Here is a 22,215-nt window from a genome sequence, read left to right on the forward strand (position 1 = left end):
GGAGCGATATCCATGACCATGACCAGCCCCACCAAAGTCCCGGAGCTCGGCCTCCCGGCACGTTCCGCAGATCGCCTCCAGAAGGGCCCGAGCCGCTTCAAGCCCGGCGCCGGCAAGCAATTGCAGGGCGGTCCGTTCGCCTACATCGCCCTGGCCGTCGTCGGTATCGGCTCGCTGCTGCCGCTCTACTGGACCCTGGTGGCCGCCTCCCACACGCAGGACGAGGTGCTGGCCTCCACACCGCCCTTCCTGCCGGGCGGACGGTTGTTCCACAACCTCGACGCGGCCTGGAGCCAGGCACATCTGGGCAAGGCGATCGTCAACAGCGTCATCGTCTCCAGCTGCATCACGGCGGCGACGCTCTTCTTCTGCACGCTGGCCGGTTACGCCTTCGCTAAGATGCGGTTCACCGGACGCAACGGGCTGATGGCCGGGGTCATCGCCACGCTGACGATCCCGCCGCAGCTCAGTGTCGTCCCGCTGTTCATGATGATGTCCGACCTCGGCTGGGGCGGAAATCTGGAGTCGGTGATCTTCCCGACCCTGGTGAGCGCGTTCGGGGTGTTCTTCATGCGCCAGTACCTGTCGGAGGCGCTGCCGTACGAGCTCATCGAGGCCGCCAAGATCGACGGTGCGAACAACTTCCGTATCGTGCGGAGCGTGGTGCTCCCGGTGGCCCGCCCCGCGATGATGGTGCTCGGGATGCTCACTTTCGTGCAGGCGTGGAACGACTTCTTCTGGCCCTATCTCGCCCTGAACCAGGAGAACCCGACGCTCCAGGTGGCCCTCGGCCAGCTGAGCGCGTCCTACACCCCCGACCAGAGCATCGTCATGGCCGGTGCGCTGATCAGCACGCTGCCGCTGCTCGTGGTGTTCGTGATCTTCGGCAAGAAGATCGTCGGAGGGATCATGTCCGGCGCCGTCAAGGGCTGACCCGACGGCACCCGGCCCACCGGGTGATGGTCCGTCACCCGTCGCCCCGTCCCGGATGTCCCGTACGGCCTGCCCCCGACCACAGGCCGTACGGGCCCGGAGCCCCACCCCTACCTCCTCTGCCTCGCCCTGCCTCTGTTCCGTCCACACATGGGAGCGCTCCCGCATGACTGCCGTACGACCTGACATCACCCCGAAGCCGGCATCCGAGGCAACGAACTCGACGACACTCTTCCCGACGGGCTTCGTCTGGGGAGCGGCCACGGCCGCCTACCAGGTCGAAGGCGCGGCTGCCGAGGGCGGCCGCACCCCTTCCATCTGGGACACCTTCAGTCACACCCCTGGCAAGGTTCTGGCCGGTGACACCGGTGACGTCGCCGCCGACCACTACCACCGCTACCGGGACGACGTGGCCCTGATGAAGCAGCTGGGGCTGAAGGCCTACCGCTTCTCCGTCTCCTGGTCCCGGGTGCAGCCCACCGGCCGCGGCCCCGCCGTCGAACGCGGCCTGGACTTCTACCGCAAGCTCGTCGACGAGCTCCTCGAGGCGGGCATCACCCCTGTCGCCACCCTCTACCACTGGGACCTTCCCCAGGAGCTGGAGGACGCGGGCGGCTGGCCCGAGCGGGCCACCGCCGAGCGCTTCGCCGATTACACCGCCATCATGGCCGGCGCCCTCGGTGACCGGGTCCCCGTGTGGACCACCTTCAACGAGCCGTGGTGCTCGGCCTTCCTCGGTTACGGCTCCGGCGTGCACGCCCCCGGCCGCACCGAACCGGCGGCCACCCTGCGTGCGGCACACCATCTCAACCTCGCCCATGGACGGGCGATCGAGGTACTGCGCGGACGACTCCCCGCTGGAGCGCAGACCTCGGTCACCCTCAATCTGCACCAGGTCCGCCCGCTGACCGACAGCGCCGCCGACGTCGACGCCGCCCGCCGGATCGACGCCGTCGGCAACCGGATCTTCACGGGTCCGATGCTGCGAGGCGCGTACCCCGAGGACCTGATCGCCGACACCTCGCACGTGGTGGACTGGTCGAAGCTGGTCCACGACGGCGACCTGGCCGCCATCTCCCGCCCCATCGATGTGCTGGGGGTGAACTACTACACGCCCACGATCGTCTCCACGCCGGAAGAGGGCAGGGGCGACTCCCGCGACGACGGCCACGGCAACAGCGACCACTCCCCGTGGACCGGCTCCGAACAGGTCGCCTTCCACCTCTCCGAGGGCAAGAAGCGCACCGCGATGAACTGGGCGATCGACCCCGAGGGGCTGTACGAGCTGCTCATGGACGTCACCCGCGACCACCCGGGCCTGCCCCTGATGGTCACCGAGAACGGTGCGGCCTTCGACGACCAGGTCTCGTCCGACGGCCGGGTCGACGACCCGGAGCGGATCGAGTACCTGCACGGCCACCTCGACGCCGTCCAGCGGGCCGTCGCCGACGGCGCGGATGTCCGCGGCTACTTCCTGTGGTCGCTGATGGACAACTTCGAGTGGGGGTACGGATACTCCAAGCGCTTCGGTGCGGTCTACGTCGACTACGCATCCCAGCGCCGCATCCCCAAGGCGAGCGCCCACTGGTACGCCGATGTGATCCGCCGTCACGCACTTCCCCCGGCCTCCGAACTCCTCTGACTTCTCTGAGCGCCGTCCGGTGGACAGACGCACGTGACGGACGACGGAGACCCGGCCCCGTGCCGGGTCTCCGTCGTTTCCGCAGCTCCCGTTGTCCGGACGGCTCCCGGATGCGTATCCGCAGATCCGGTACCTCATGGCCGCCTGCACCCGGTAGCGCCATCCCGTATGGTGGGAGCGCTCCCATAATTGGGACCCGGCAGACCTTCCGAGGTCGGGCAGGTGTCACGGGGTCCAACAGGTGGACTTGGTTTGGTTATCCGACTGTGAGAAGTTGACCGCGAACGGGAGGCAGCCATGGCGGCAGCGCGAGTACGGAGCGGCGGGCGGCCCACGCTCGAAGAGGTCGCGGCACGGGCCGGAGTCGGGCGTGGCACGGCCTCGCGGGTCATCAACGGCTCGCCGCGGGTGAGCGAGCACACCCGTGAGGCGGTCGAAGCTGCCGTCGCCGAGCTGGGGTACGTACCCAACCGCGCGGCCCGCGCACTCGCCGGAAACCGCACGGACGCCATCGCCCTCGTCGTGCCCGAGCCCGAGACCCGGTTCTTCGCCGAGCCGTACTTCTCGGACATCGTCCGCGGTGTCGGCGCGGCCCTCGCCGACACCGAGATGCAGCTGCTGCTCACCCTGGTCGGCAACGACCGCGAGCGGAAGCGGCTGGCCCAGTATCTGACGGCGCACCGTGTCGACGGTGTGCTGCTGGTCTCCGTGCACGCCGACGATCCGCTGCCGGACCTCCTGGAGCAGCTCGGCATGCCGGCTGTGATGAGCGGCCGCAGATCCGCCTCCGAGAGACTCGCCGCGGTCGACTCCGACAACTTCGAGGGCGCCCGTGGCGCCGTCGACCATCTGATCTCCCGCGGCCGCCGCTCCATCGCCACGATCACCGGGCGCCTCGATGTGTACGGCGCGCAGCGCCGCCTCGACGGCTACCGCAAGGCGGTCGCGGCGGCCGGTCTCGGTCCGGACGAGCAGCTGATCGCCCGCGCCGACTTCACCGAGGAGGGCGGCGCCCGTGCCATGCGGGAGCTGCTGGCCCGCCGCCCCGATGTGGACGCGGTCTTCGCCGCCTCCGACGTGATGGCCGCGGGCGCCCGTCAGGTACTCCGTGAGGCGGGCCGGCGCATCCCGGACGATGTGGCGCTGATCGGCTTCGACGACTCGGCCGTGGCCCGTCACATGGACCCGGCGCTCACCAGCGTGCGCCAGCCGATCGAGGAGATGGGCCGGGTGATGACGCGGGTGCTGCTCCAGGAGATCGCGGGCGAGAACGAGGAGCGCCCGCAGATAGTCCTCCCGACGGAGCTCGTCGTCCGCGATTCGTCCTGACGGACGCCCCGGTCCGGAGGCCGGGGTGACGACCGTCACACAGGGGCCTGGTGAGGGAGTCTCAGTCGCGCGGGCACACGAGAAGGGCCCCGGTCCGAAGACCGGGGCCCTTCCCTCAAGGGTGAGTAACGGGACTCGAACCCGCGACATCCTGGACCACAACCAGGTGCTCTACCATCTGAGCTATACCCACCATGTCCGGTCTTTTTCTGACCGGCCGAGAAAAAGTGTACAGGGTCCGAGAGGGTGCTCGCGCCCTTGTTGTTCGGCCGCTGATCCCAGGCGTTGAAACACTCGTGACCAGCGGCTTCCCAAGGTCCTAAGCCGACTGCTGGGTCAGGCGTGTCGCAATGGCCTTCGCCTGCTCGGAGTCGGGTCCGGGCTGCGGTACGAAGACAGCTTCCCGGTAGTACCGCAGTTCCGTGATGGAGTCACGGATGTCCGCGAGCGCCCGGTGGTTGCCGTTCTTCTCCGGGCTGTTGAAGTACGCCTTCGGGTACCAGCGGCGGGCCAGCTCCTTGATCGAGGACACATCGACGATCCGGTAGTGGAGATAGCCCTCCAGGGCCGCCATGTCGCGGGCCAGGAAGCCGCGGTCGGTACCGACCGAGTTGCCGCAGAGCGGGGCCTTGCCCGGCTCCTTCACGTGCTCGCGCACGTAGGCCAGCACCTGGGCCTCGGCGTCGGCCAGGGTGGTGCCGCCGGCCAGCTCGTCGAGGAGGCCCGAGGAGGTGTGCATCTGCCGCACCACCTCGGGCATCGTCTCCAGGGTCCTGTCCGGCGGGCGGATCACGACGTCCACCCCTTCGCCGAGCACGTTCAACTCCGAGTCGGTGACCAGTGCGGCCACCTCGATGAGTGCGTCTTCCGTCAACGAGAGCCCGGTCATCTCGCAGTCGATCCACACCATGCGATCGTTCATACGCCCCACCCTACGGGGCGCTGCGCTGCCCCGGCAGGGTCGGGCGTCCCGTGGCGTAGGCATCGGACCCGGGCTTCCCGTGCTCCGGCTGACCCGCACCGACCGCCGTGGGGGCCGCGGCCCCGGCGCTCGACGGGGCCCCCGTCGCACCGGGCCTCCGGTTCGCGGAGGTGCCCTGCGCGGGCACGACCGTCTCGATCGCGGTCGCCACCGGGTCCGGCGCCCCGGCCTGCGGACGGCGGGCCCGATAGGCGGCCCGGTACGCGGCGGGGGAGGAGCCCAGCTGGCGCCGGAAGTGTCCGCGCAGCGCGACCGGCGAGCGGAAGCCGCAGCGGCCCGCGACCTCGTCGACCGAGTAGTCGGACGTCTCCAGCAGCCGCTGCGCCTGCAGCACCCGCTGGGTGATCAGCCACTGGAGCGGTGCGCTGCCGGTGAGCGAACGGAACCTCCTGTCGAAGGTCCGCCTGCTCATGTAGGCGCGCCCGGCCAGCGTCTCCACGTCGAACTGCTCGTGCAGATGCTCCAGCGCCCAGGCCACGACCTCGGCGAGCGGGTCGGAGCCGATCTCCTCAGGTAAAGACCTGTCGAGGTAGCGCTCCTGACCGCCACTGCGCCGCGGCGGGACCACGAGCCGGCGGGCCAGCGCACCGGCGGCCTCCGTGCCGTGGTCCGTGCGGACTATGTGCAGACAGAGGTCGATGCCGGCAGCCGTCCCGGCGGAGGTGAGCACATCGCCGTCGTCGACGAACAGCTCACGCGGATCGACATGGACCGACGGATAGCGCTTGGCCAGCGTCGGTGCGTACATCCAGTGCGTGGTGGCCGGCCGGCCGTCCAGCAGGCCCGCGGCGGCGAGCACGAACGCCCCGGTGCACAGCCCGACGATGCGGGCCCCTTCCTCGTGGGCACGGCGCAGCGCGTCCAAGGCCTCGGCGGGCGGCGGAGAGGTGATCGAACGCCAGGCGGGCACCACGACGGTGCCTGCCCTGCTGATCGCCTCCAGCCCGTAGGGCGTGGTGAGTTCGAGTCCCCCTGTGGTCCGCAGCGGACCCTCTTCCCCGCCGCAGACGAGCAGTCGGTAGCGCGGAACTCCCGCGTCCTGGCGGTCGATCCCGAACACGGAGAGCGGGATGGAGCTCTCGAAGATGGGGCCGCCACTGAACAGCAGCACGGCGACGACTTCCCGACGTCGTCGCCCGCTGAGCTTCCGTACAGCCTCCGTTGCGGCGGCGGAGTCCTGGCTCATGACGCTAAGCCCCCCTCGGTGTTCGCGTCTCCCTGGTCCTTACGGGCCTGTCGCTCCTGCACATTTCCCCTCGGTCTTGCACGAGTCCCCAGTCTTCGGCACCCAAGATCGAATCTACTGCGTCCCGCGGTGCCGGCGTGACAAGTTGACCAACCAGCGCTATGTCGACAAGGCAACTTGGCGGGAAGCATTCGATCACGAAGCGTTTCACTCAGAAGCCGTGCAGGGAAGTGCGCCTCGCATTCGTGGCCCGTCCCCGTCGGGTGGAAGCGTACCGCCTGGTCTCTTCTTGCCTGGTGGCAAGGGGGTTGATCGGCCAATTACCCAAGGAATGGGCAGGGGTGAGAAGTTGGCTGAAAATATATGGTTGCGCAAGTCTGAATCCGTCGTTTGACCGGCGCACAACCCTGACGACACGACTGTGCCCGTACGCCCCCGGGGCCAGGTGGGCGGGGCGGGATCCGGCAGGCCGCGAGGGGCGCGGCGGAACCGGGACGGATGGCGGTATCCGGTCGGTGGGTGCAGCGACGGGCGGGTCGGTGGGTGTGCCGAACGCCACGCGGGCGAGCGGCTCCGGTGAACAGCTGAACACCGCCGGGGTGCGCTTCCCGGCAGCGCTCCGCCACGGTGCCCCGGTCGGTGCGCCTCGGTGCGATGCCGTAACTCCGCGGCGCCGGCGGGTGGCCGGTGGCGCTCGCCCGCCCGCCGGTCACCGAGTGCGGTCCCCTGCTCACGCGAGCTCGATGTACTACGCAACCGGCATTGCCATACGGGGCCGCCTCGGGCATGCTCCCTGGAACGTCGCACGCGCTTTGCGGGGGTCTGGGCAGTGGAGGAGTGGCGCCGTACCCTTGGGGGTAAGGGGTTGGGAAGATGATTCCCGGACACCGCATCACCGCCCGCTGATACACCTTCCCCAAGTTGCTCACTCCTCACGAGGACTCTCTTCGCCGAGACACCGATGGCCGGTCACGAAATCCCCGAACCCGCGGACCGCAAGCAGGTAGCCGACCCTCTGTCGGACCAGCAGGCGGTCGAAGAAGCACGCCATTCCTGCGATCCCGCCTTCCGGCATGGGGTCGTGGTCGGCTTCGACGGCTCCACGTCCAGTGAGCGAGCCCTCGCCTATGCCATCGGGATGGCCCGGAGATCAGGTTCCGGCCTGATCATCGTCCATGTCGCCAACCGGCTGCCGACCACGGTCTGGGCAGGCTGTGAGCCGCCCGTCTTCGTCGACGTGCCCGACCACCGCACCGAGGTCCTCGGGCTCGAGCTCGCCTGTGCGGACTACCTCTCCGAGGTGCCGTGGGTACTCGTCGAGCGGGGCGGCGACATCTGCCACGAGCTGGAGGACGTGGGCCGGGAGTACTCGGCCGACGCGATCGTCGTCGGCTCCACGCACGGCATCGTCGGCCGGATCTTCGGCTCGGTGGCGGGGCGGCTGGCGCGGCGCGCGCAGCGCCCGGTCGTGGTCATTCCCTGAGAGCTGTCCCGTAATACCTGACGGACCCCCGGCGATCGCTCGCCGCCCCCTCGTTCTCCGACGTGGCGTCAACTCGCTGTCGGAAACCGGCAATCTACTCGCCCGTAGAGGTGAATTGTGCGCTTGTGAAGGGTACATAAGGGTCACGGGAAACAGCACCACTGCCTTTGAAGGGAGCCCGCCGTGGACAATGACGTCTCTGCGGGAAACAGCAGCACCTCCATCCTCGGCCATCTCGCCCTGGGACTCACCCTGTTGGCGTTCGGTATCGGTCACACCGGGGTCATCGACGGTGTGACGGCGGCCGACGCCGTCTCGCTCGCGCTGTATGTCGGCGGTATAGCCCTGTTCGTCGCCGGACTGCTGGAGTTCCGCGCCGGCAGCGGTTTCACGGGCACGGCCTTCGTCGGACTCGGCGCCTTCTGGTTCACCTGGGGCACCGGTGCCGATGCCCAAGTCTCCAGTCACGCGGCGGGCATGTTCCTGCTGCTCTGGGCGCTGTTCGCACTCAGCCTGGCCTTCGGCTCGGCCGGCGGCGGTCTGCTCGCCCAGGGGATGTACGGACTGCTCTTCCTGGGGCTTCTGCTCCTGGGCGTCGGGCAGTTCGCGGGCAGCGACGGGCTCGGTAAGGTCGGCGGCTGGCTCGCCGCCGTGGCCGGTCTCGCCGCCTGGTACGGGGCGACGGCGGCGCTGGCCAAATGGCCGACGGTGCTCCCGAAGCGCGCTGCCGGCCGAGGTGTGACGGCCACCGGCTGAGGCAGCCCTCGGCCGGCACGGCCCGGCCGACGCGAGAGAGCGGCCCCGCACCCGTGGTGGCGTGGTGCGGGGCCGCTCCCTGTCCGGCGTACTGCCGCGCGTGCTACTCGACCGTGACGGACTTCGCGAGGTTCCGCGGCTTGTCGATGTCGCGGCCCATGGCCAGCGCCGTGTGGTACGCGAAGAGCTGGAGCGGGATGCCCATCAGGATCGGGTCCAGCTCGTTCTCGTTCTTCGGTACGACGATGGTGTGGTCGGCCTTCTCCTGCACCTGGTGTGCGACGGCGAGGATCCGGCCGCTGCGGGCCTTGATCTCCTCCATCGCGGCGCGGTTCTTCTCCAGCAGTTCGTCGTCCGGCACGATCGCGACGGTCGGCATCGCGGGCTCGATCAGGGCCAGCGGGCCGTGCTTCAGCTCGGACGCCGGGTAGGCCTCGGCGTGGATGTACGAGACCTCCTTCAGCTTCAGCGAGGCCTCACGGGCGACGGGGTAGCCGCGCACCCGGCCGATGAACATCATCGACTTGGCGTCCGCGTACTCCGCGGCCAGCTTCTTGATCTCGTCCTCGTTCTCGAGGATCTCGGTGATCTGGGCGGGCAGCTTGCGCAGGCCCTCGATGATCCGCTTGCCGTCGGCGACCGACAGGTCGCGGATCCGGCCGAGGTGCAGGGCGAGCAGCGCGAACGCGACCACCGTATTGGTGAAGCACTTGGTGGAGACGACGCAGACCTCGGGGCCCGCGTGGACGTACGTACCGCCGTCGGCCTCCCGGGCGATCGCCGAGCCGACCACGTTCACCACGCCGAGGACGCGGGCGCCCTTGCGCTTGAGCTCCTGGACGGCGGCCAGTACGTCGTAGGTCTCGCCGGACTGGGAGACCGCGACGTACAGGGTGTCGGGGTCGACGACCGGGTTGCGGTAGCGGAACTCGGAGGCGGGTTCGGCGTCCGCGGGGATACGGGCCAGCTCCTCGATCAGCTGGGCGCCGATCTGGCCCGCGTGGTACGAGGTGCCGCAGCCGAGGATCTTGATCCGGCGGACCCCACGCGCCTCGCGGGCGTCCAGGTTGAGACCGCCCAGGTGGACGGTGGAGAACCGGTCGTCGATCCGGCCGCGCAGCACCCGGTCGACGGCGTCGGCCTGCTCGGAGATCTCCTTGTGCATGTACGTGTCGTGGCCGCCCATGTCGTACGACTCGGCCTCCCACTCCACGGTGGTCGGCGTGGCCGTCGTGCTGGAACCCTCGGTGGTGTACGTGCGGAAGTCGTCGGCCTTGAGGGTGGCCATCTCGCCGTCGTCGAGGGTGACGACCTGGCGGGTGTGGGTGACCAGCGCGGCGACGTCGGAGGCGACGAACATCTCCTTCTCACCGATGCCGAGGACGACCGGCGAGCCGTTGCGGGCGACGACGATGCGGTCGTTGAAGTCGGCGTGCATGACGGCGATGCCGTACGTGCCCTCGATCGAGCGCAGGGCCTCGCGGACCTTCTCCTCCAGGGTGTCCGCCTGCGCGCGGGCGATCAGGTGGACCAGTACCTCGGTGTCGGTCTCGGAGAGGAAGACGACGCCGTCGGCGACGAGCTTCGCACGGAGCTCGGAGGCGTTGTCGATGATGCCGTTGTGGACGACGGCGACCTTGTGGTCGGCGTCCAGGTGCGGGTGTGCGTTCTCGTCGCTCGGGGCGCCGTGGGTGGCCCAGCGGGTGTGGGCGATACCGGTGGTGCCGGTGAAGCGCTTGGGGATACGGGCCTCCAGCTCCCGGACCCGGCCCTTCGCCTTGACCATCTTCAGCGCGGCGGGCTTCCCGGCCGAGGCCTTGCCCGTGATGACGATGCCCGCGGAGTCGTAACCCCGGTACTCCAGCCGCTGCAGTCCTTCCAGCAGCAGCGGAGCCACGTCACGCTTCCCGATGTATCCGACGATTCCGCACATATGATCTCTGCCCCTCCATCGACGTTCTGGTGAGTGCCCGTTGTTCAGCCGTAGACGATGCGGCGCAGCTGACGGAGCGACAGCTCCGGCGGTGCGACCGCCCGGTGCGGCAGTTCGGCCGCGATCCGTTCGAAGATCTCCGCGTTCACCAGGCCGCCGGACTGCAGTTCCCGGTGGCGGCGGCGCACGAAGTCGTCGGTCGTCTCGTCGAAGTACGCCAGCACGTCGAGGATCACCCGGGCTGCTTCTCCGCGCTGAAGCGTGGTGGAGCGAACCAGGTGATCGATGAGGTCGTCATGTGACGGGCGGCGTTCGAGCACTCGTTGATATTGCGGTTAATGGAGGCCGTACGCAACAATTCTGCCCGATATCGGGCAAAGGTGAGTGCGATTGCACTCTCCAGCGGGTGCGGAGTGGCGCCGAGAGGTCGTGGAATCGCTCCATGTGGTCGTGGCGTCGCTCAGCGTCGCTTCAGGATCCGGGCCCCGTCCCGACCGGATGATTTCCGCTGCGCGTCAGATTCCGTCGGCCGTAAAAGGGGGAAGTGGTCTACACCTTGACCGCGCGTGGGTCGCACGATACGCATGGTGATGGTTCGTTTCTCAGGAGATCCACAGGTGTGAACCCGTCGAAAGGGACCCGGCTTGTGAGACTGCACAGGACACAGCGCACCGCCCTTCCCCGTCTTCTCGGCTCACTGCTGCTCGTCACGGCGGCCGGCATCTCCAGCGCCGGCGCGGCTCCGGGAGCGGCGGCGGCGAGCATCGGCCCGGCCGCCGCCGCGCCCCGACCGCTCGGGCAGATCGTGCCTGCCCCAGCCGAAGTGAAGGCAGGCGGATCCCCCTATGTCATCAGCGCGGGAACGAAGATCCGCGTCGACCGCGACTCCCACGAGGCCCGGAAGATCGGCGACTATCTGGCGGGCGTACTGCGCCCCTCCACCGGGTATGCCCTGCCGGTCACCGGCAGCGGCGGCAGCGACGGCATCCGGCTGCAGCTCGGCTCCCGCGACAGCAAGTTGGGCGCGGAGGGCTACACGCTGAAGTCCGGCCGCGGATCCGTCACCATCACCGCGCGTGGCCCGGCAGGGCTCTTCCACGGCGTCCAGACGCTGCGTCAGCTGCTCCCGGCCGGTGTGGAGAAGAAAAGCCGTCAGGCGGGCCCCTGGAGGGTTGCGGGCGGCACGGTCACGGACGCGCCGCGCTATGCGTACCGGGGCGCGATGCTCGATGTCTCCCGGCATTTCTTCTCGGTCACCGAGGTCAAGCGCTACATCGACCAGCTGGCCCTCTACAAGATGAACAAATTCCACCTGCATCTCTCCGACGACCAGGGCTGGCGCATCGCCATAGATTCCTGGCCGCGGCTTGCCACGTACGGCGGGCAGACGGAGGTCGGCGGCGGCGCCGGCGGCTACTACACGAAGAGCGACTACAGGGAGATCATCCGGTACGCGGCCTCGCGCTATCTGGAGGTCGTGCCGGAGATCGATCTGCCGGGCCACACGAACGCGGCACTCGCCTCGTACGCCGAGCTGAACTGCAACGGGGTCGCCCCGCCGCTCTACACCGGCACGAACGTCGGGTTCAGCTCGCTGTGCGCGCCGAAGGCCGTCACATACGACTTCGTGAACGACGTGATCCGCGAGCTGGCCGCGCTCACCCCGGGCAAGTACATCCACATCGGTGGCGACGAGGCGCACTCCACCAGCCACGACGACTATGTGGTGTTCATGAACAAGGCGCAGGCCATCGTCGGCAAGTACGGCAAGACCGTGGTCGGCTGGCACCAGCTGACCGGGGCCACGCCGGTCGCGGGCGCGGTCGCGCAGTACTGGGGTTACGACGAGACGGGCGCCGCCGAGCGCAAGCAGGTGGCGGACGCCGCGAAGAACGGCACGAAGCTGGTGCTGTCGCCGGCGGACCGGGCCTATCTCGACATGAAGTACAACAAGGACACCGCGCTGGGGCTGGCCTGGGCCGGCTACGTCGAGGTGCAGCGTTCGTACGACTGGAACCCCGGCACGTATCTCGAGGGCGCCCCGCAGAGCTCCATCCTCGGTGTCGAGGCGCCGATCTGGTCGGAGACGCTGACCAACAGCGACGAGATCGAGCAGATGGCGTTCCCGCGGCTGCCGGGCATCGCGGAGCTGGGCTGGTCACCGGCGTCCACGCATGACTGGGACACGTACAAGGTGCGGTTGGCCGCTCAGGGGCCGAGGTTCTCGGCGCTGGGGATCGACTACTACCGGTCGGCGCAGGTGCCGTGGCCCGCGAAGTGAGGTGACCGGGCGGTCCGGCCGACGCCTCCGTCCTCGATCGCCGGACGGGCTCGATTCTTCGGGCCCGTCCGGCGATCGGGACGACGATCTAGAACCCCGCGATCGGGTTCCTCAGGGTGCCGATCAGTTGCAGGGCTCCCGACGGGTCCGTGAGGTCGACCATCTGCTTGTTGTTGCGCAGCTGCAGCCGGTTCAGGCAGGACAGTGCGAACTCGTCGGTGAACATGTCGTACTGCTTGAACTTGTCGGCGAGCTGCGGCATCGACTCCTGGTAGCCGGACACGCACTCGGCGACCGTGCGCCAGAAGGTGTCTTCGTCGAGGACCGACTCGGTGGCGAGTCCGGCGGCCAGGAAGCGGAAGAAGCAGTCGAAGACATCGGTGAGGACCGACAGCAGTTTCATGTCGTCGGGGACTTCGGCACGGATCCGCTCGACCTGCGGCGGCAGCACCGCGTCCGGGTCCATGACCGCGATCTCCTCGGCGATGTCCTTGAACACCGTGCGGGTGACGACCCCGTCCTCGACGACCAGGATGACGTTCTCGCCGTGCGGCATGTACACCAGGTCGTACGCGTAGAAGCTGTGCAGCACCGGCACCAGATAGGCGTCCAGGTAACGTCGCAGCCACGTGGCGGGTGCCAGTCCCGACTCGGCGATCAGCGCGCCCGCGACGGAGTTGCCCTCGTGGTCGGTGTGGACGAGCGAGGCCATGGTCGCGACCCGTTCGCCGGGTGCCAGCCCCGGCACCGGGCTCTCCCGCCAGAGGGCGGCGAGCATTTTCAGGTACGGGGAGCCCTTGGCGGTGGCCGCCTCGTACGCCCGGTGGTGGTAGCCGATGGCGGCCCGCTCCCGGATGATCGAGAACCGGGCCGCGCGCAGCACCTCGTCGCGCTCGATCAGTCCGGCGAGCCAGTCGTTGATCGCGGGCGTCGCTTCCATGTAGGCGGCGGAGAGTCCGCGCATGAAGCCCATGTTGAGGACGGACAGCGCTGTTTTGACGTAGTGCTTGTCCGGGTTGCTGGTGTTGAAGAACGTGCGGATCGACTGCTGGGCGAGGTAGCTGTCGTCGCCCTCTCCGAGGCAGACCAGATGGTGCTGGGCGAGTTCTCCGGCGAAGGTGACGGCCAGCTTGTTCCACCACTGCCAGGGATGGACGGGGATCAGCAGGTAGTCGTCGAGGTCGAGACCGAGGCCGGCCATCGTGGCGGCGAACCGGGCCCGGGTCTCCTCGCTCAGTTCTCCGTCGATCAGCGTGGGGTAGTCGAGCCCGGCGCCCGCCGTGAAGGTGGCGCGGTCGCGGCGGGCGGCGAGCCAGACCAACCGGATCGCGCTCGCCGCCTCCGGGGCGTACGCACGGTACTCGTCGACGCCGAAGCCGAGCCGTCCGTTGTTGGCGACGAAGCAGGGGTGGCCCTCGGTCATGCCCGTCTCGATCGCCTGGAAACCGGCGGCGACGAGCTCGGCGGAGGTCACCGGCTCCTTGGTCAGTTTGTACGCGGTTCCGGCCAGCGTGGAGGAGATCTCCTCCAGGTAGACCGGCAGGATCTCTGCCGAGAGCCCGAGCGTCTCGCGCAGTTCGATGAAGAACTCCAGTGCGTCCAGGGGGAGTTCCTGGCCGTGCCGGTGCCGGGTCACGGAGGCCGCGTCGACCTGCCAGTGGTCGAGCGCGAAGCGGCGGGCGCCGAAGCGGTACTCGGTCGCCGTGTCGTCGCTGCGTACGGCGTAACGGTCGCCCCCGAGCGGCTCGGGGGTCAGCAGCCGCTCATGGGCGAACTCGGCGACGGCTTTGCGGACGAGCTGCCGGTTGGCGATGGCCCAGTGTGCGGGGGTGAGGTGCGCGACGGCGTCAGTGGTCGTGGTCATCGGGCGGCTCCTTCGCGTCGTGCGGCCTCGAACTGCTCCCGGGTGCAGGCGCTGAGCAGTGCGGTCTTCTCCGGCTTGGCGATCTCCCGGAGGACCTCGAAGCCGACGGCCTTGTTGAGTGCGTGCACCGCGCCGTTGCGTACGTCCGGCTCGACGACGACACGGCGTACCGACGGGTCGGCGAAGAGTGTCTCCATCACGGCGGTGATCACAGCGCGCGTGAAGCCGTGCAGCGGGGTGTCGGACGGGGCGACCAGGAAGTGCATACCCATGTCGCCGGGCTCGGCCTCGTACAGGCCCTTGAGCTCCACCTCGGCGGGGTCGTAGCGCTCCATCAGGAAGGCGGGCTGCCCGTCGTGCAGTCCTATGAACGCGTCGTGGTGCGGGTGGGCGGCGATCGCCATGTACTCTCGCTCGACGTCCTGGAGCCTGGCGTCGCCCATCAGCCAGAAGGAGGCCTTGGGGTGGGTGACCCAACCGTGCACCATCTCGGCGTCGGCGAGAGGGTCGAGGGCGCGGACCGTGAAGGTGCCGAGGTCGGTGGTCATACGGCGAACTCCTGGAAGGCGATGGACTTCTCGACCGGGTAGTACTCACGGCCGAGCAGTTCGCCGATGATGTACGCGTTGCGGTAGGCACCCATGCCCAGGTCGGGCGAGGTGATCGAGTGGGTGTGCGTGCCCGCGTTCTGCAGGAAGACGCCGCGTCCGGTGGTGTCGATGGAGTAGTTCCGGGCCACGTCGAAGCGGCCCCGGCTGTCGTGGCGCAGCCGGTCGGTGATCGGCTCCAGGAAGGCCGGCGCGGTGTACCGGTAGCCGGTGGCGAGGATCAGGCCCTCGCTGGTGAGGGTGTAGTCCTTGCCCTGCTCCTCCTGGCGCAGACCTAGGGTGTACGTACTGCTGGACTCCTCGTAACTCGCATTTTTCAGGGCGGAGTTGGTCAGGAGCCGGGTGGGGACGGGGCCGGTCAGGTTCTTCTGGTAGAGCAGATCGAAGATCGCGTCGATCAGCTCCGAGTCGATGCCCTTGAAGAGGCCCTTCTGGCCGGACTCCAGCCCGTAGCGGGTCTGCTCGGGCAGCGCATGGAAGTAGTCGATGTACTCCGGGGAGGTCATCTCCAGCGTCAGCTTGGTGTACTCCAGCGGGAAGAACCGCGGTGAGCGCGTCACCCAGTTCAGCCGGTAGCCGTGCACATCGATCTCGGAGAGCAGGTCGTAGTAGATCTCCGCCGCGCTCTGTCCGCTGCCGACGAGAGTGATGGACTCCTTCGCCTGGAGGGCGGCCTTTCCTTCCAGGTAGCGGGAGTTGTGCAGGAAGTCGCCGCCCAGGTCCTGGCAGGCCTCCGGAATGTACGCGGGGGTCCCCGTGCCGAGCACCAGGTGCCGGGCGCGGAAGACACCGCCGTCGGCGGTGGCCACGGTGTAAAGGGCGGTGCTCTCGTCGTACGTGACGGACTCGGCGGTCTCGTCGAAGCGGATGCTGCTCAGTTTGGCGGCGGCCCACCGGCAGTAGTCGTTGTACTCGGTCCGCAGCGGGTAGAAGTTCTCCCGGATGTAGAAGGAGTACAGCCGGCCGCGTTCCTTCAGGTAGTTGAGGAAGGAATACGGCGAGGTCGGGTCGGCCATCGTCACCAGGTCCGACATGAACGGTGTCTGCAGGTGGGCGCCTTCGAGGAACATCCCTGCGTGCCACTCGAAGTCCGGCTTGGACTCCAGGAACACACCGCTGAGTTCGTCGATGGGCTCGGTCAGGCAGGCGAGGCCGAGATTGAACGGGCCGAGGCCGATCCCGATGAAGTCGTGGGGGTCAGGAAGCGCGGTCAAGGGAGTCTCCCAGGTACTGCTCGGCGTGGCCGGCGATCAGGTCGAGAACCGCGGCGATGTCCCGCGCGGTCGTTTCGGGGTTGAGCAGGGTGAATTTCAGGTACTGGCGGCCGCCCACCTTCGTCCCGGCGACGACGGCCTCGCCGGAGGCGAAGAGCGCCTTGCGGGCGTAGAGGTTGGCCCGGTCGATCTCGGCGGGTGCGGTGACGGCGGCCGGGATGCAGCGGAACACCAGCGTGGACAGCTGCGGCTCGACGACGACGTCGAAGCGCGGGTCGGCGGTGAGCAGCCGCCAGCCCTCGGTGGCCAGGTCGCAGACCTCGTCGAAGAGCTCGCCGATGCCGTCCGCGCCCATGACGCGCAGGGTCATCCACAGCTTGAGGGCGTCGAATCTGCGAGTGGTCTGCAGGGACTTGTCGACCTGGTTGGGGATGCGCTCCTCGGCCATCCGCTGCGGGTTGAGGTACTCCGCGTGGTACGTGGCGTGCCGCAGCGTCGCCCGGTCCCGGACCAGCACGGCCGAGGAACTCACCGGCTGGAAGAAGGACTTGTGGTAGTCGACGGTGACCGAGTCGGCGTGCTCGATGCCGTCGAGGAGGTGGCGGCGCTCGCGGGAGGCCAGCAGTCCGCAGCCGTACGCGGCGTCGATATGCATCCAGGTGGAGAACTGCTCGCAGAGCGCGGCGATCTCGGGCAGTGGGTCGATGGAGCCGAAGTCAGTGGTGCCCGCGGTGGCGACGACCGCCATCGGCACGGCTCCCTCGGCGACGCACTGCTCCAGCGCGCGGGCGAGGGCCATGGTCTGCATGCGCTTGTTCTGGTCTACCGGGACGGAGACGACGGAGTCCGGTCCGAGACCGAGGAGTTTCGCCGACTTCTGGACGCTGAAGTGGCTGCACTCCGAGGTGAAGATGCGCAATCGGTTGAAGTGCTCCGGGAGGGATTTGGCCTCTTCGCGGGCGAGCAGCAGGGCCTGCAGGTTGGACTGCGTGCCGCCGCTGGTGAAGATGCCGTCGGCCGCCGGTCCGAGGCCGATCCGGGCCGCGGTCCAGTCGATCAGCCGGCGCTCGATGAGGGTGCCGCCCGCGCTCTGGTCCCAGGTGTCCAGCGAGGAGTTGACGGCCGAGAGCACGGCTTCGCCGAGGAGTGCGGGGATCACCACGGGGCAGTTGAGATGACCCAGGTAGCGGGGGTGGTGGAAGTAGACGGCGTCACGGAGGTAGACGCGGTCGAGCTCGTCGAGGGCGGCGGACGCATCGCCCAGCGGCCGGTCCAGATCGATCGCGTCGACGACCGGGGAGAGCTCGTCGACGGAGATTCCGGTGAACGGCCGGTCGGTGGCGGCGAGTTTGGCCGCGACCCGTTCGACTCCTGCGGTGACGGAGCGACGGTAGTGCTCCGCAGTCGTGTCATTGAGCAGGTGCGAACGCATGAAGGGGTCCTCCCGGATGCGGGGAACTTCATCGGGCCCTCAGGACAGAAGAGGGGGCGAGGGCGCGATGCCGAAGTAAGGTAAGCCTAACCTAACTTCACGTCGCGTTGTTCCCTCGCCCCCCGTGGGACGCAGAAGTTGTCCGAATCACAGGCCCTTACGCGTCCTCGGTGGCCGCTTCCGCGCGCAGTTGCTCCTCGCTCAGTCCACGGCGCCAGTAGCCGACGAACGTGATGCGCCTGCGGTCGAACTGACGCTCCTGCACGAGATGGCGGCGCAGTGCCCGTACGTTCGACGACTCGCCCGCGATCCAGACGTACCCCGTGCCTTCGGGCAGTTCTGCGGCGCGCACGGCGTCCACGGCCGACGGTGCCCCCTCGTCCCGCACGAGCCAGCTGATCCGGGCACGGGCCTCGGTGTGGAGCGCCTGGCGGTCCTCGGTGTGCTGGACCTCCAGCCAGACGCGGGCCCGCATGCCGGCCGGCAGCCACTCCAGGGCCGCGGACGCGGCGGGCAATGCCGTCTCGTCGGCCCAGATCAGCACCCAGTCGGTGTCCTGAGGGGGCCGGAAACGGACGGCCGTGTTGTCCTCGACAGCCGGTCCGAGCGCTTTGAGGAGATCGCCGGGGGCGGCGCCGGCGGCCCAGCGGCAGGCCGGGCCGCCGTCCTCGTGCAACGCGAAGTCGATGTCGATTTCGGTCGAACCGTCGGGGCCGCGACGCTGCGCGCGGACCGTGTACGAGCGCATGACGGCCCGGACATCATCGGGCAGCGCCCGCCAGGCGGCGAACCAGTCGCCGTTCTCGTCGACCGGAACGACTGGTTCCAGCTGGCCGGGGTGCGGCAGGAACAGTGACAGGCTCTGATCCCGGCCCCCGGCGGCGAAGCCGTCGAGTCCCGGCCCGCCGAAGGTGATCCGGAGCATGGACGGTCCCAGCCGCCTGGTCCGGACGACCGTCAGGCCGAAAAACCGGAAGGGGGCGACGGGGGGAGCGGCGGCGGTCGTCATACGAGGGCTCCTTCCAGGAACCGGGAAGCGGGGGTGACACGGCCCGGCCCGGCCGGGAAGATCCCGGCCGGGCCGGGCCGGTGCTGGGTTGCTGTGATGAGCGGTTCCGGAATGGCTCCGGAGCGCTTCCGGAGTGCTCCGGCGGCGCTTACGGTGCGTCAGCCGGCCTTCTTGGCGTCCTCGATGGCCTTCGCGAGGTCCTCGAGGATCGGCGCGCACTTGTCGTACGAGTAGATCGGCTCGGTGGTGCGCGGGATGACCTGGCCGGCCTTCACGGCGGGCAGCTGCGCCCAGGTCGGCTTGGACGTCAGGGCGTCGGGCTGCAGGGCCGAGGAGCGGTTGTCCATCATGATGATGTCGGCGTCGTACTTGTCGACGTTCTCCCAGCTCAGCTCCTCGAAGAAGCCTGCCGCGTTGACCTTCGGCTCGACGAACTTCACGCCCAGTTCCTGGAAGTACAGGGTGTCCGCGGACATCTTGGCGAGTGAGACGTAGAAGAGGTCCTGGCTGGCCGAGCCGATCATGACCTTGATGTTCGGCTTGGACTTGGCGGCGGCGCGCAGCCGGGCCGCGGCCTTCTCGAAGCGGGCCTTGGCGGCGGTCACCGCGGCGGCCTTGACGTCGGCGCCCAGGGACGCGGCGAGGTCCTCGTGGCGCTGGATCGCCTTGGGGATGGTGGTCTGGGCCGCCCACAGGGCGACGCTCGGGGCCAGCTTGAGGATCTTGTCCTTGGACTCGTCCGGCACGTACCAGAGGGCGTCCTTCTCCCACATGGCGGTGACGAGCAGCTCCGGGCCGAGCGCCGCGTACTTCTCTACGTTGAATTCGCCCCAGACGTTGCCGAGGATCTCGACCTTGCTGATGTCGAGGTCGCCGGCCTGCACATCGGCCTTGCCGTCCTTGGTCTTCGTCGGGCCGAAGACGCCCTTGACCGCGATGCCGTAGTCGTGGAGTGCGGCGGCGACACCGGTGAAGGCGACGATGTTCTTCGGGGTCGACTTGGCCTTCGCGGTCAGACCGCGGTCGTCCTTGAACGTCCAGGGGCCGGACTTCTCGGAGCTCGAACCCGAGCCGGAGCCGGAGCCTTTCGAGTCGCTGTCGCCGCAGGCTGCGAGCACGGCGCCGAGACCGACGGCGCCGCCGGCGGCCAGGAGGCCGCGACGGGAGAGGGAGGTGGTCCGGACCTTGGGCATGGGTGTGTCTGCTTTCGTACGCGCCGGTGGGCGCCCGCTGACGAGTTCGAAGGTAGGTTAGCCTAACCTCAGCAACTGTCCAGAGGGCGCCCTGCCCAAGAGCGGCCGGCCCGGCTACCAGACGAGAACTCCGCCACCCACGTCCTGGGCCCGCCGGGCCGCCGCGGTGATGTTGGCCAGCCGTTCGGCCACATAGCCTTCGCGGTAGCCGCATTGGGCGTCGAGCGCCGCCGCGTGCGGGCGCAGCAGCTCGCACTCGGCGAGGAACTCCTCGATGTCCTCCGGCTCGACGTACAGGTCGTGGGACGCGAGCTCGGGCAGGAACCTGGCCCCGAGCGCCCGGGCCCGCTCCGACCCCCACAGACCGGTCCGGCAGCTCTCGGCCCCGGCCATGTCGCTGCCGTCCGGGGGATCGTCGAGGAGGTGCGGCTTCCCGCTCCGGCCCCGCACGAAGGTGTGCACCAGGAGCGTCATCCGCCGAAGTCCTTCCGGCATGCGTCGAGTCCCTCGATCCGCACGTCCACGGTGCGGTGCTCCTCCCAGCGGTCGCGGTCGATCCGCAGCCTCTGCAGGGTCACGGGAGCGCCCCGCAGGGCGGCCACCTCGAGCCCGTCCGGCAGATAGCCGAGCCGGCGCGAGACGCCCAGCGAACGCGGGTTGCCGGTCATCGCCGACGAGGTCGCGGTCCGGGCGCCGAGACCGGCGAACGCCAGATGCAGCACGGCGGCCCGCATCTCGGTGCCGATGCCCTGCCCCTGGTGCGCCAGCCCCAGCCACGAGCCGGTGGTGACCTCCCCGGTCACCGCGAAGTCGGCCGCCCCCAGGTCCTGCCGGCCGACGACCTTGCCCTCGTGCAGCACGGCGAGGCTCAGCACCCAGTTCCGCACCGACCAGTTGGCGACGGTGCCCAGCACGTGCTGGTACACGGCCCGGCCGCGCTCGGCCGGCGGGCCGTCGGTCCAGGGGACGGTGAACGGCATGCTGTCCGGAGCATGTACCCCGTCGACGGCGACCGTCGCGAGGTCGTCGAGCAACTCCAGGTCGGGAAGCCGGAGTTCCAGGCGGGGCGTGCGGATGCGGAGCCCGTGGAGGGGCCAGTGCCGGGGGTCCATGAGCAGACTCTGCCGGGGCGGGCCCGGCCCTGTCGAACGAATTGCCCGCCGACAGGAATCCGGCAGCCGCACTCCCGGGGGCCCGCCCGGCCCCCTCAGGCCGGCAGCCCCAGCTCCCGCGCGATCAGCATCCGCTGCACCTCGCTCGTTCCCTCGCCGATCTCCAGGATCTTGGAGTCGCGCCACATCCGCGCCACCGGGTACTCGTTCATGAAGCCGTAGCCGCCGTGGATCTGCGTCGCGTCGCGCGCGTTGTCCACCGCCACCGTCGACGAGTACAGCTTGGCGAGCGCCGCCTCCTTCTTGAACGGTTCGCCGTGCACGAGCCTCGACGCCGCGTCCCGCCAGCCGATCCGGGCCATGTGCGCCCGCATCTCCATGTCCGCGATCTTGAACTGGATGGCCTGGTTGGCGCCGATCGGCCGGCCGAACGCGTGCCGCTCCTTGGCGTACTTCACCGACTCGTCCACACAGCCCTGCGCCAGCCCCGTGGCCAGCGCGGAGATCGCGATCCGCCCCTCGTCCAGGATCCGCAGGAACTGCGCGTACCCGCGGCCCTCCTCACCCAGCAGGTTCGCCGCCGGGACCCGGACGTCGGCGAAGGACAGCTCGCGCGTGTCCGAGGCGTTCCAGCCGACCTTGGAGTACGGGGCGGCGACCGTGAAGCCGGGGGTGCCGGACGGCACGATGATCGACGAGATGAGCGGGGCGCCGTTCTCCTTGCGGCCGGTCACCGCCGTGACCGTGACCAGTGCGGTGATGTCCGTACCGGAGTTGGTGATGAAGCACTTGGAGCCGTTGATCACCCACTCGTCCCCGTCGCGCACGGCCGTCGTCCGGGTGCCGCCCGCGTCGGACCCGCCGTCCGGCTCGGTCAGCCCGAACGCGCCGAGTGCCTCGCCGGAGCAGAGCCGGGGCAGCCACTGCCGCTTCTGCTCCTCCGTACCGAAGAGGTGGACCGGCATCGCTCCGAGCGAGACCCCGGCCTCCAGGGTGATCGCCACGGACGAGTCGACCCGGGCCAGCTCCTCCAGGGCGATCCCGAGGGCGAGATAGTCGCCGCCCATACCGCCGTACTCCTCCGGGAACGGCAGCCCGAACAGGCCCATCCGCCCCATCTCACGCACGATCTCGTACGGGAACTCATGGCGTTCGTAGAAGTCGCCGATCTTCGGGGCGACCACGTCGTGCGCGAACTCCTCGACGGTGCGGCGCAGTTCCTCGTGCTCGGCGGTCAGCCGGTGGTCCAGGGACATGG

General features: G+C 69.1%; 19 protein-coding genes and 1 tRNA gene. 6 read left to right on the forward strand and 14 right to left on the reverse strand.

The window, feature by feature from the left end; genetic code table 11:
• Positions 1–12 precede the first annotated feature (12 nt).
• The 3 genes from ACFYP5_RS24635 (at position 13) to ACFYP5_RS24645 (ending at position 3,904) form a co-directional block, all read left to right on the forward strand.
• The gene (locus tag ACFYP5_RS24635; protein WP_389039763.1) at positions 13–933 is read left to right on the forward strand and encodes a carbohydrate ABC transporter permease; all 921 of its coding nucleotides are present in this window, start codon (positions 13–15) and stop codon (positions 931–933) included.
• Between the two features lie 166 nt (positions 934–1,099).
• Positions 1,100–2,575, forward strand: coding sequence for a GH1 family beta-glucosidase (locus ACFYP5_RS24640; RefSeq protein WP_389039766.1), 1,476 nt, complete (start codon positions 1,100–1,102; stop codon positions 2,573–2,575).
• Between the two features lie 297 nt (positions 2,576–2,872).
• Positions 2,873–3,904: a LacI family DNA-binding transcriptional regulator gene (locus ACFYP5_RS24645; protein WP_389039768.1), complete on the forward strand. Its 1,032-nt coding sequence runs from the start codon at positions 2,873–2,875 to the stop codon at positions 3,902–3,904.
• A gap of 120 nt (positions 3,905–4,024) precedes the next feature.
• Here ACFYP5_RS24645 and ACFYP5_RS24650 read toward each other — a convergent pair.
• From ACFYP5_RS24650 to ACFYP5_RS24660, 3 genes are all read right to left on the reverse strand, one after another.
• Positions 4,025–4,097 (reverse strand) — tRNA-His (locus ACFYP5_RS24650).
• A 126-nt stretch (positions 4,098–4,223) separates the two neighbouring features.
• Entirely contained in the window at positions 4,224–4,826 is a 603-nt protein-coding gene (gene orn / locus ACFYP5_RS24655; RefSeq protein WP_389039771.1) for an oligoribonuclease, read from the reverse strand.
• Positions 4,827–4,836: 10 nt separating this feature from the next.
• Positions 4,837–6,072: a helix-turn-helix domain-containing protein gene (locus ACFYP5_RS24660; protein WP_389039774.1), complete on the reverse strand. Its 1,236-nt coding sequence runs from the start codon at positions 6,070–6,072 to the stop codon at positions 4,837–4,839.
• A gap of 961 nt (positions 6,073–7,033) precedes the next feature.
• On the opposite strand from ACFYP5_RS24660, the gene ACFYP5_RS24665 reads away from it, so the two are divergent.
• Positions 7,034–7,555 (forward strand): universal stress protein, encoded by a 522-nt coding sequence (locus ACFYP5_RS24665; protein WP_327423298.1) that lies wholly within the window; start codon positions 7,034–7,036, stop codon positions 7,553–7,555.
• Between the two features lie 183 nt (positions 7,556–7,738).
• Positions 7,739–8,311, forward strand: a complete 573-nt coding sequence (locus ACFYP5_RS24670) for an acetate uptake transporter (RefSeq protein WP_389039778.1) — start codon at positions 7,739–7,741, stop codon at positions 8,309–8,311.
• A gap of 103 nt (positions 8,312–8,414) precedes the next feature.
• Here the strand turns inward: ACFYP5_RS24670 and glmS are convergent, their stop codons facing one another.
• Together glmS and ACFYP5_RS24680 are read right to left on the reverse strand one after the other, a co-directional pair.
• Positions 8,415–10,244, reverse strand: a complete 1,830-nt coding sequence (gene glmS / locus ACFYP5_RS24675; protein WP_030923412.1) for a glutamine--fructose-6-phosphate transaminase (isomerizing) — start codon at positions 10,242–10,244, stop codon at positions 8,415–8,417.
• A 44-nt stretch (positions 10,245–10,288) separates the two neighbouring features.
• The gene (locus ACFYP5_RS24680; RefSeq protein ID WP_277326331.1) at positions 10,289–10,564 is read right to left on the reverse strand and encodes a hypothetical protein; all 276 of its coding nucleotides are present in this window, start codon (positions 10,562–10,564) and stop codon (positions 10,289–10,291) included.
• Between the two features lie 326 nt (positions 10,565–10,890).
• Between ACFYP5_RS24680 and ACFYP5_RS24685 the strand changes: the two genes are divergently transcribed.
• Positions 10,891–12,525 carry a beta-N-acetylhexosaminidase gene (locus ACFYP5_RS24685; RefSeq protein WP_389039781.1) on the forward strand — a complete coding sequence of 545 codons (1,635 nt, stop codon included), beginning with the start codon at positions 10,891–10,893 and terminating at the stop codon, positions 12,523–12,525.
• 88 nt (positions 12,526–12,613) lie between these two features.
• Here ACFYP5_RS24685 and ACFYP5_RS24690 read toward each other — a convergent pair whose 3' ends face one another.
• The 9 genes from ACFYP5_RS24690 to ACFYP5_RS24730 form a co-directional block, all read right to left on the reverse strand.
• Positions 12,614–14,389 carry an IucA/IucC family protein gene (locus ACFYP5_RS24690; RefSeq protein WP_389039784.1) on the reverse strand — a complete coding sequence of 592 codons (1,776 nt, stop codon included), beginning with the start codon at positions 14,387–14,389 and terminating at the stop codon, positions 12,614–12,616.
• Complete coding sequence (locus ACFYP5_RS24695) at positions 14,386–14,937, reverse strand: GNAT family N-acetyltransferase (protein WP_389039786.1); 552 nt, start codon at positions 14,935–14,937, stop codon at positions 14,386–14,388. Before ACFYP5_RS24695 ends, ACFYP5_RS24690 begins: the two co-directional genes overlap by 4 nt.
• The gene (locus ACFYP5_RS24700) at positions 14,934–16,211 is read right to left on the reverse strand and encodes a lysine N(6)-hydroxylase/L-ornithine N(5)-oxygenase family protein (RefSeq protein ID WP_389039789.1); all 1,278 of its coding nucleotides are present in this window, start codon (positions 16,209–16,211) and stop codon (positions 14,934–14,936) included. Before ACFYP5_RS24700 ends, ACFYP5_RS24695 begins: the two co-directional genes overlap by 4 nt.
• Positions 16,195–17,643 carry a pyridoxal phosphate-dependent decarboxylase family protein gene (locus ACFYP5_RS24705; protein WP_389039792.1) on the reverse strand — a complete coding sequence of 483 codons (1,449 nt, stop codon included), beginning with the start codon at positions 17,641–17,643 and terminating at the stop codon, positions 16,195–16,197. Before ACFYP5_RS24705 ends, ACFYP5_RS24700 begins: the two co-directional genes overlap by 17 nt.
• 157 nt (positions 17,644–17,800) lie before the next feature.
• Positions 17,801–18,652, reverse strand: coding sequence for a siderophore-interacting protein (locus ACFYP5_RS24710; protein ID WP_389039794.1), 852 nt, complete (start codon positions 18,650–18,652; stop codon positions 17,801–17,803).
• Between the two features lie 158 nt (positions 18,653–18,810).
• A complete protein-coding gene (locus tag ACFYP5_RS24715; RefSeq protein ID WP_389039796.1) occupies positions 18,811–19,845 on the reverse strand; it encodes an ABC transporter substrate-binding protein in 1,035 nt (344 codons plus the stop codon).
• A gap of 114 nt (positions 19,846–19,959) precedes the next feature.
• A complete protein-coding gene (locus ACFYP5_RS24720) occupies positions 19,960–20,319 on the reverse strand; it encodes a hypothetical protein (RefSeq protein WP_389039799.1) in 360 nt (119 codons plus the stop codon).
• A complete protein-coding gene (locus tag ACFYP5_RS24725; protein ID WP_389039801.1) occupies positions 20,316–20,957 on the reverse strand; it encodes a GNAT family N-acetyltransferase in 642 nt (213 codons plus the stop codon). Before ACFYP5_RS24725 ends, ACFYP5_RS24720 begins: the two co-directional genes overlap by 4 nt.
• Before the next feature lie 95 nt (positions 20,958–21,052).
• Positions 21,053–22,213, reverse strand: a complete 1,161-nt coding sequence (locus tag ACFYP5_RS24730) for an acyl-CoA dehydrogenase family protein (RefSeq protein WP_389039803.1) — start codon at positions 22,211–22,213, stop codon at positions 21,053–21,055.
• Between the last annotated feature and the right edge of the window lie 2 nt (positions 22,214–22,215).

The organism is Streptomyces sp. NPDC005262, from assembly GCF_042872425.1.
GTDB lineage: Bacteria > Actinomycetota > Actinomycetes > Streptomycetales > Streptomycetaceae > Streptomyces.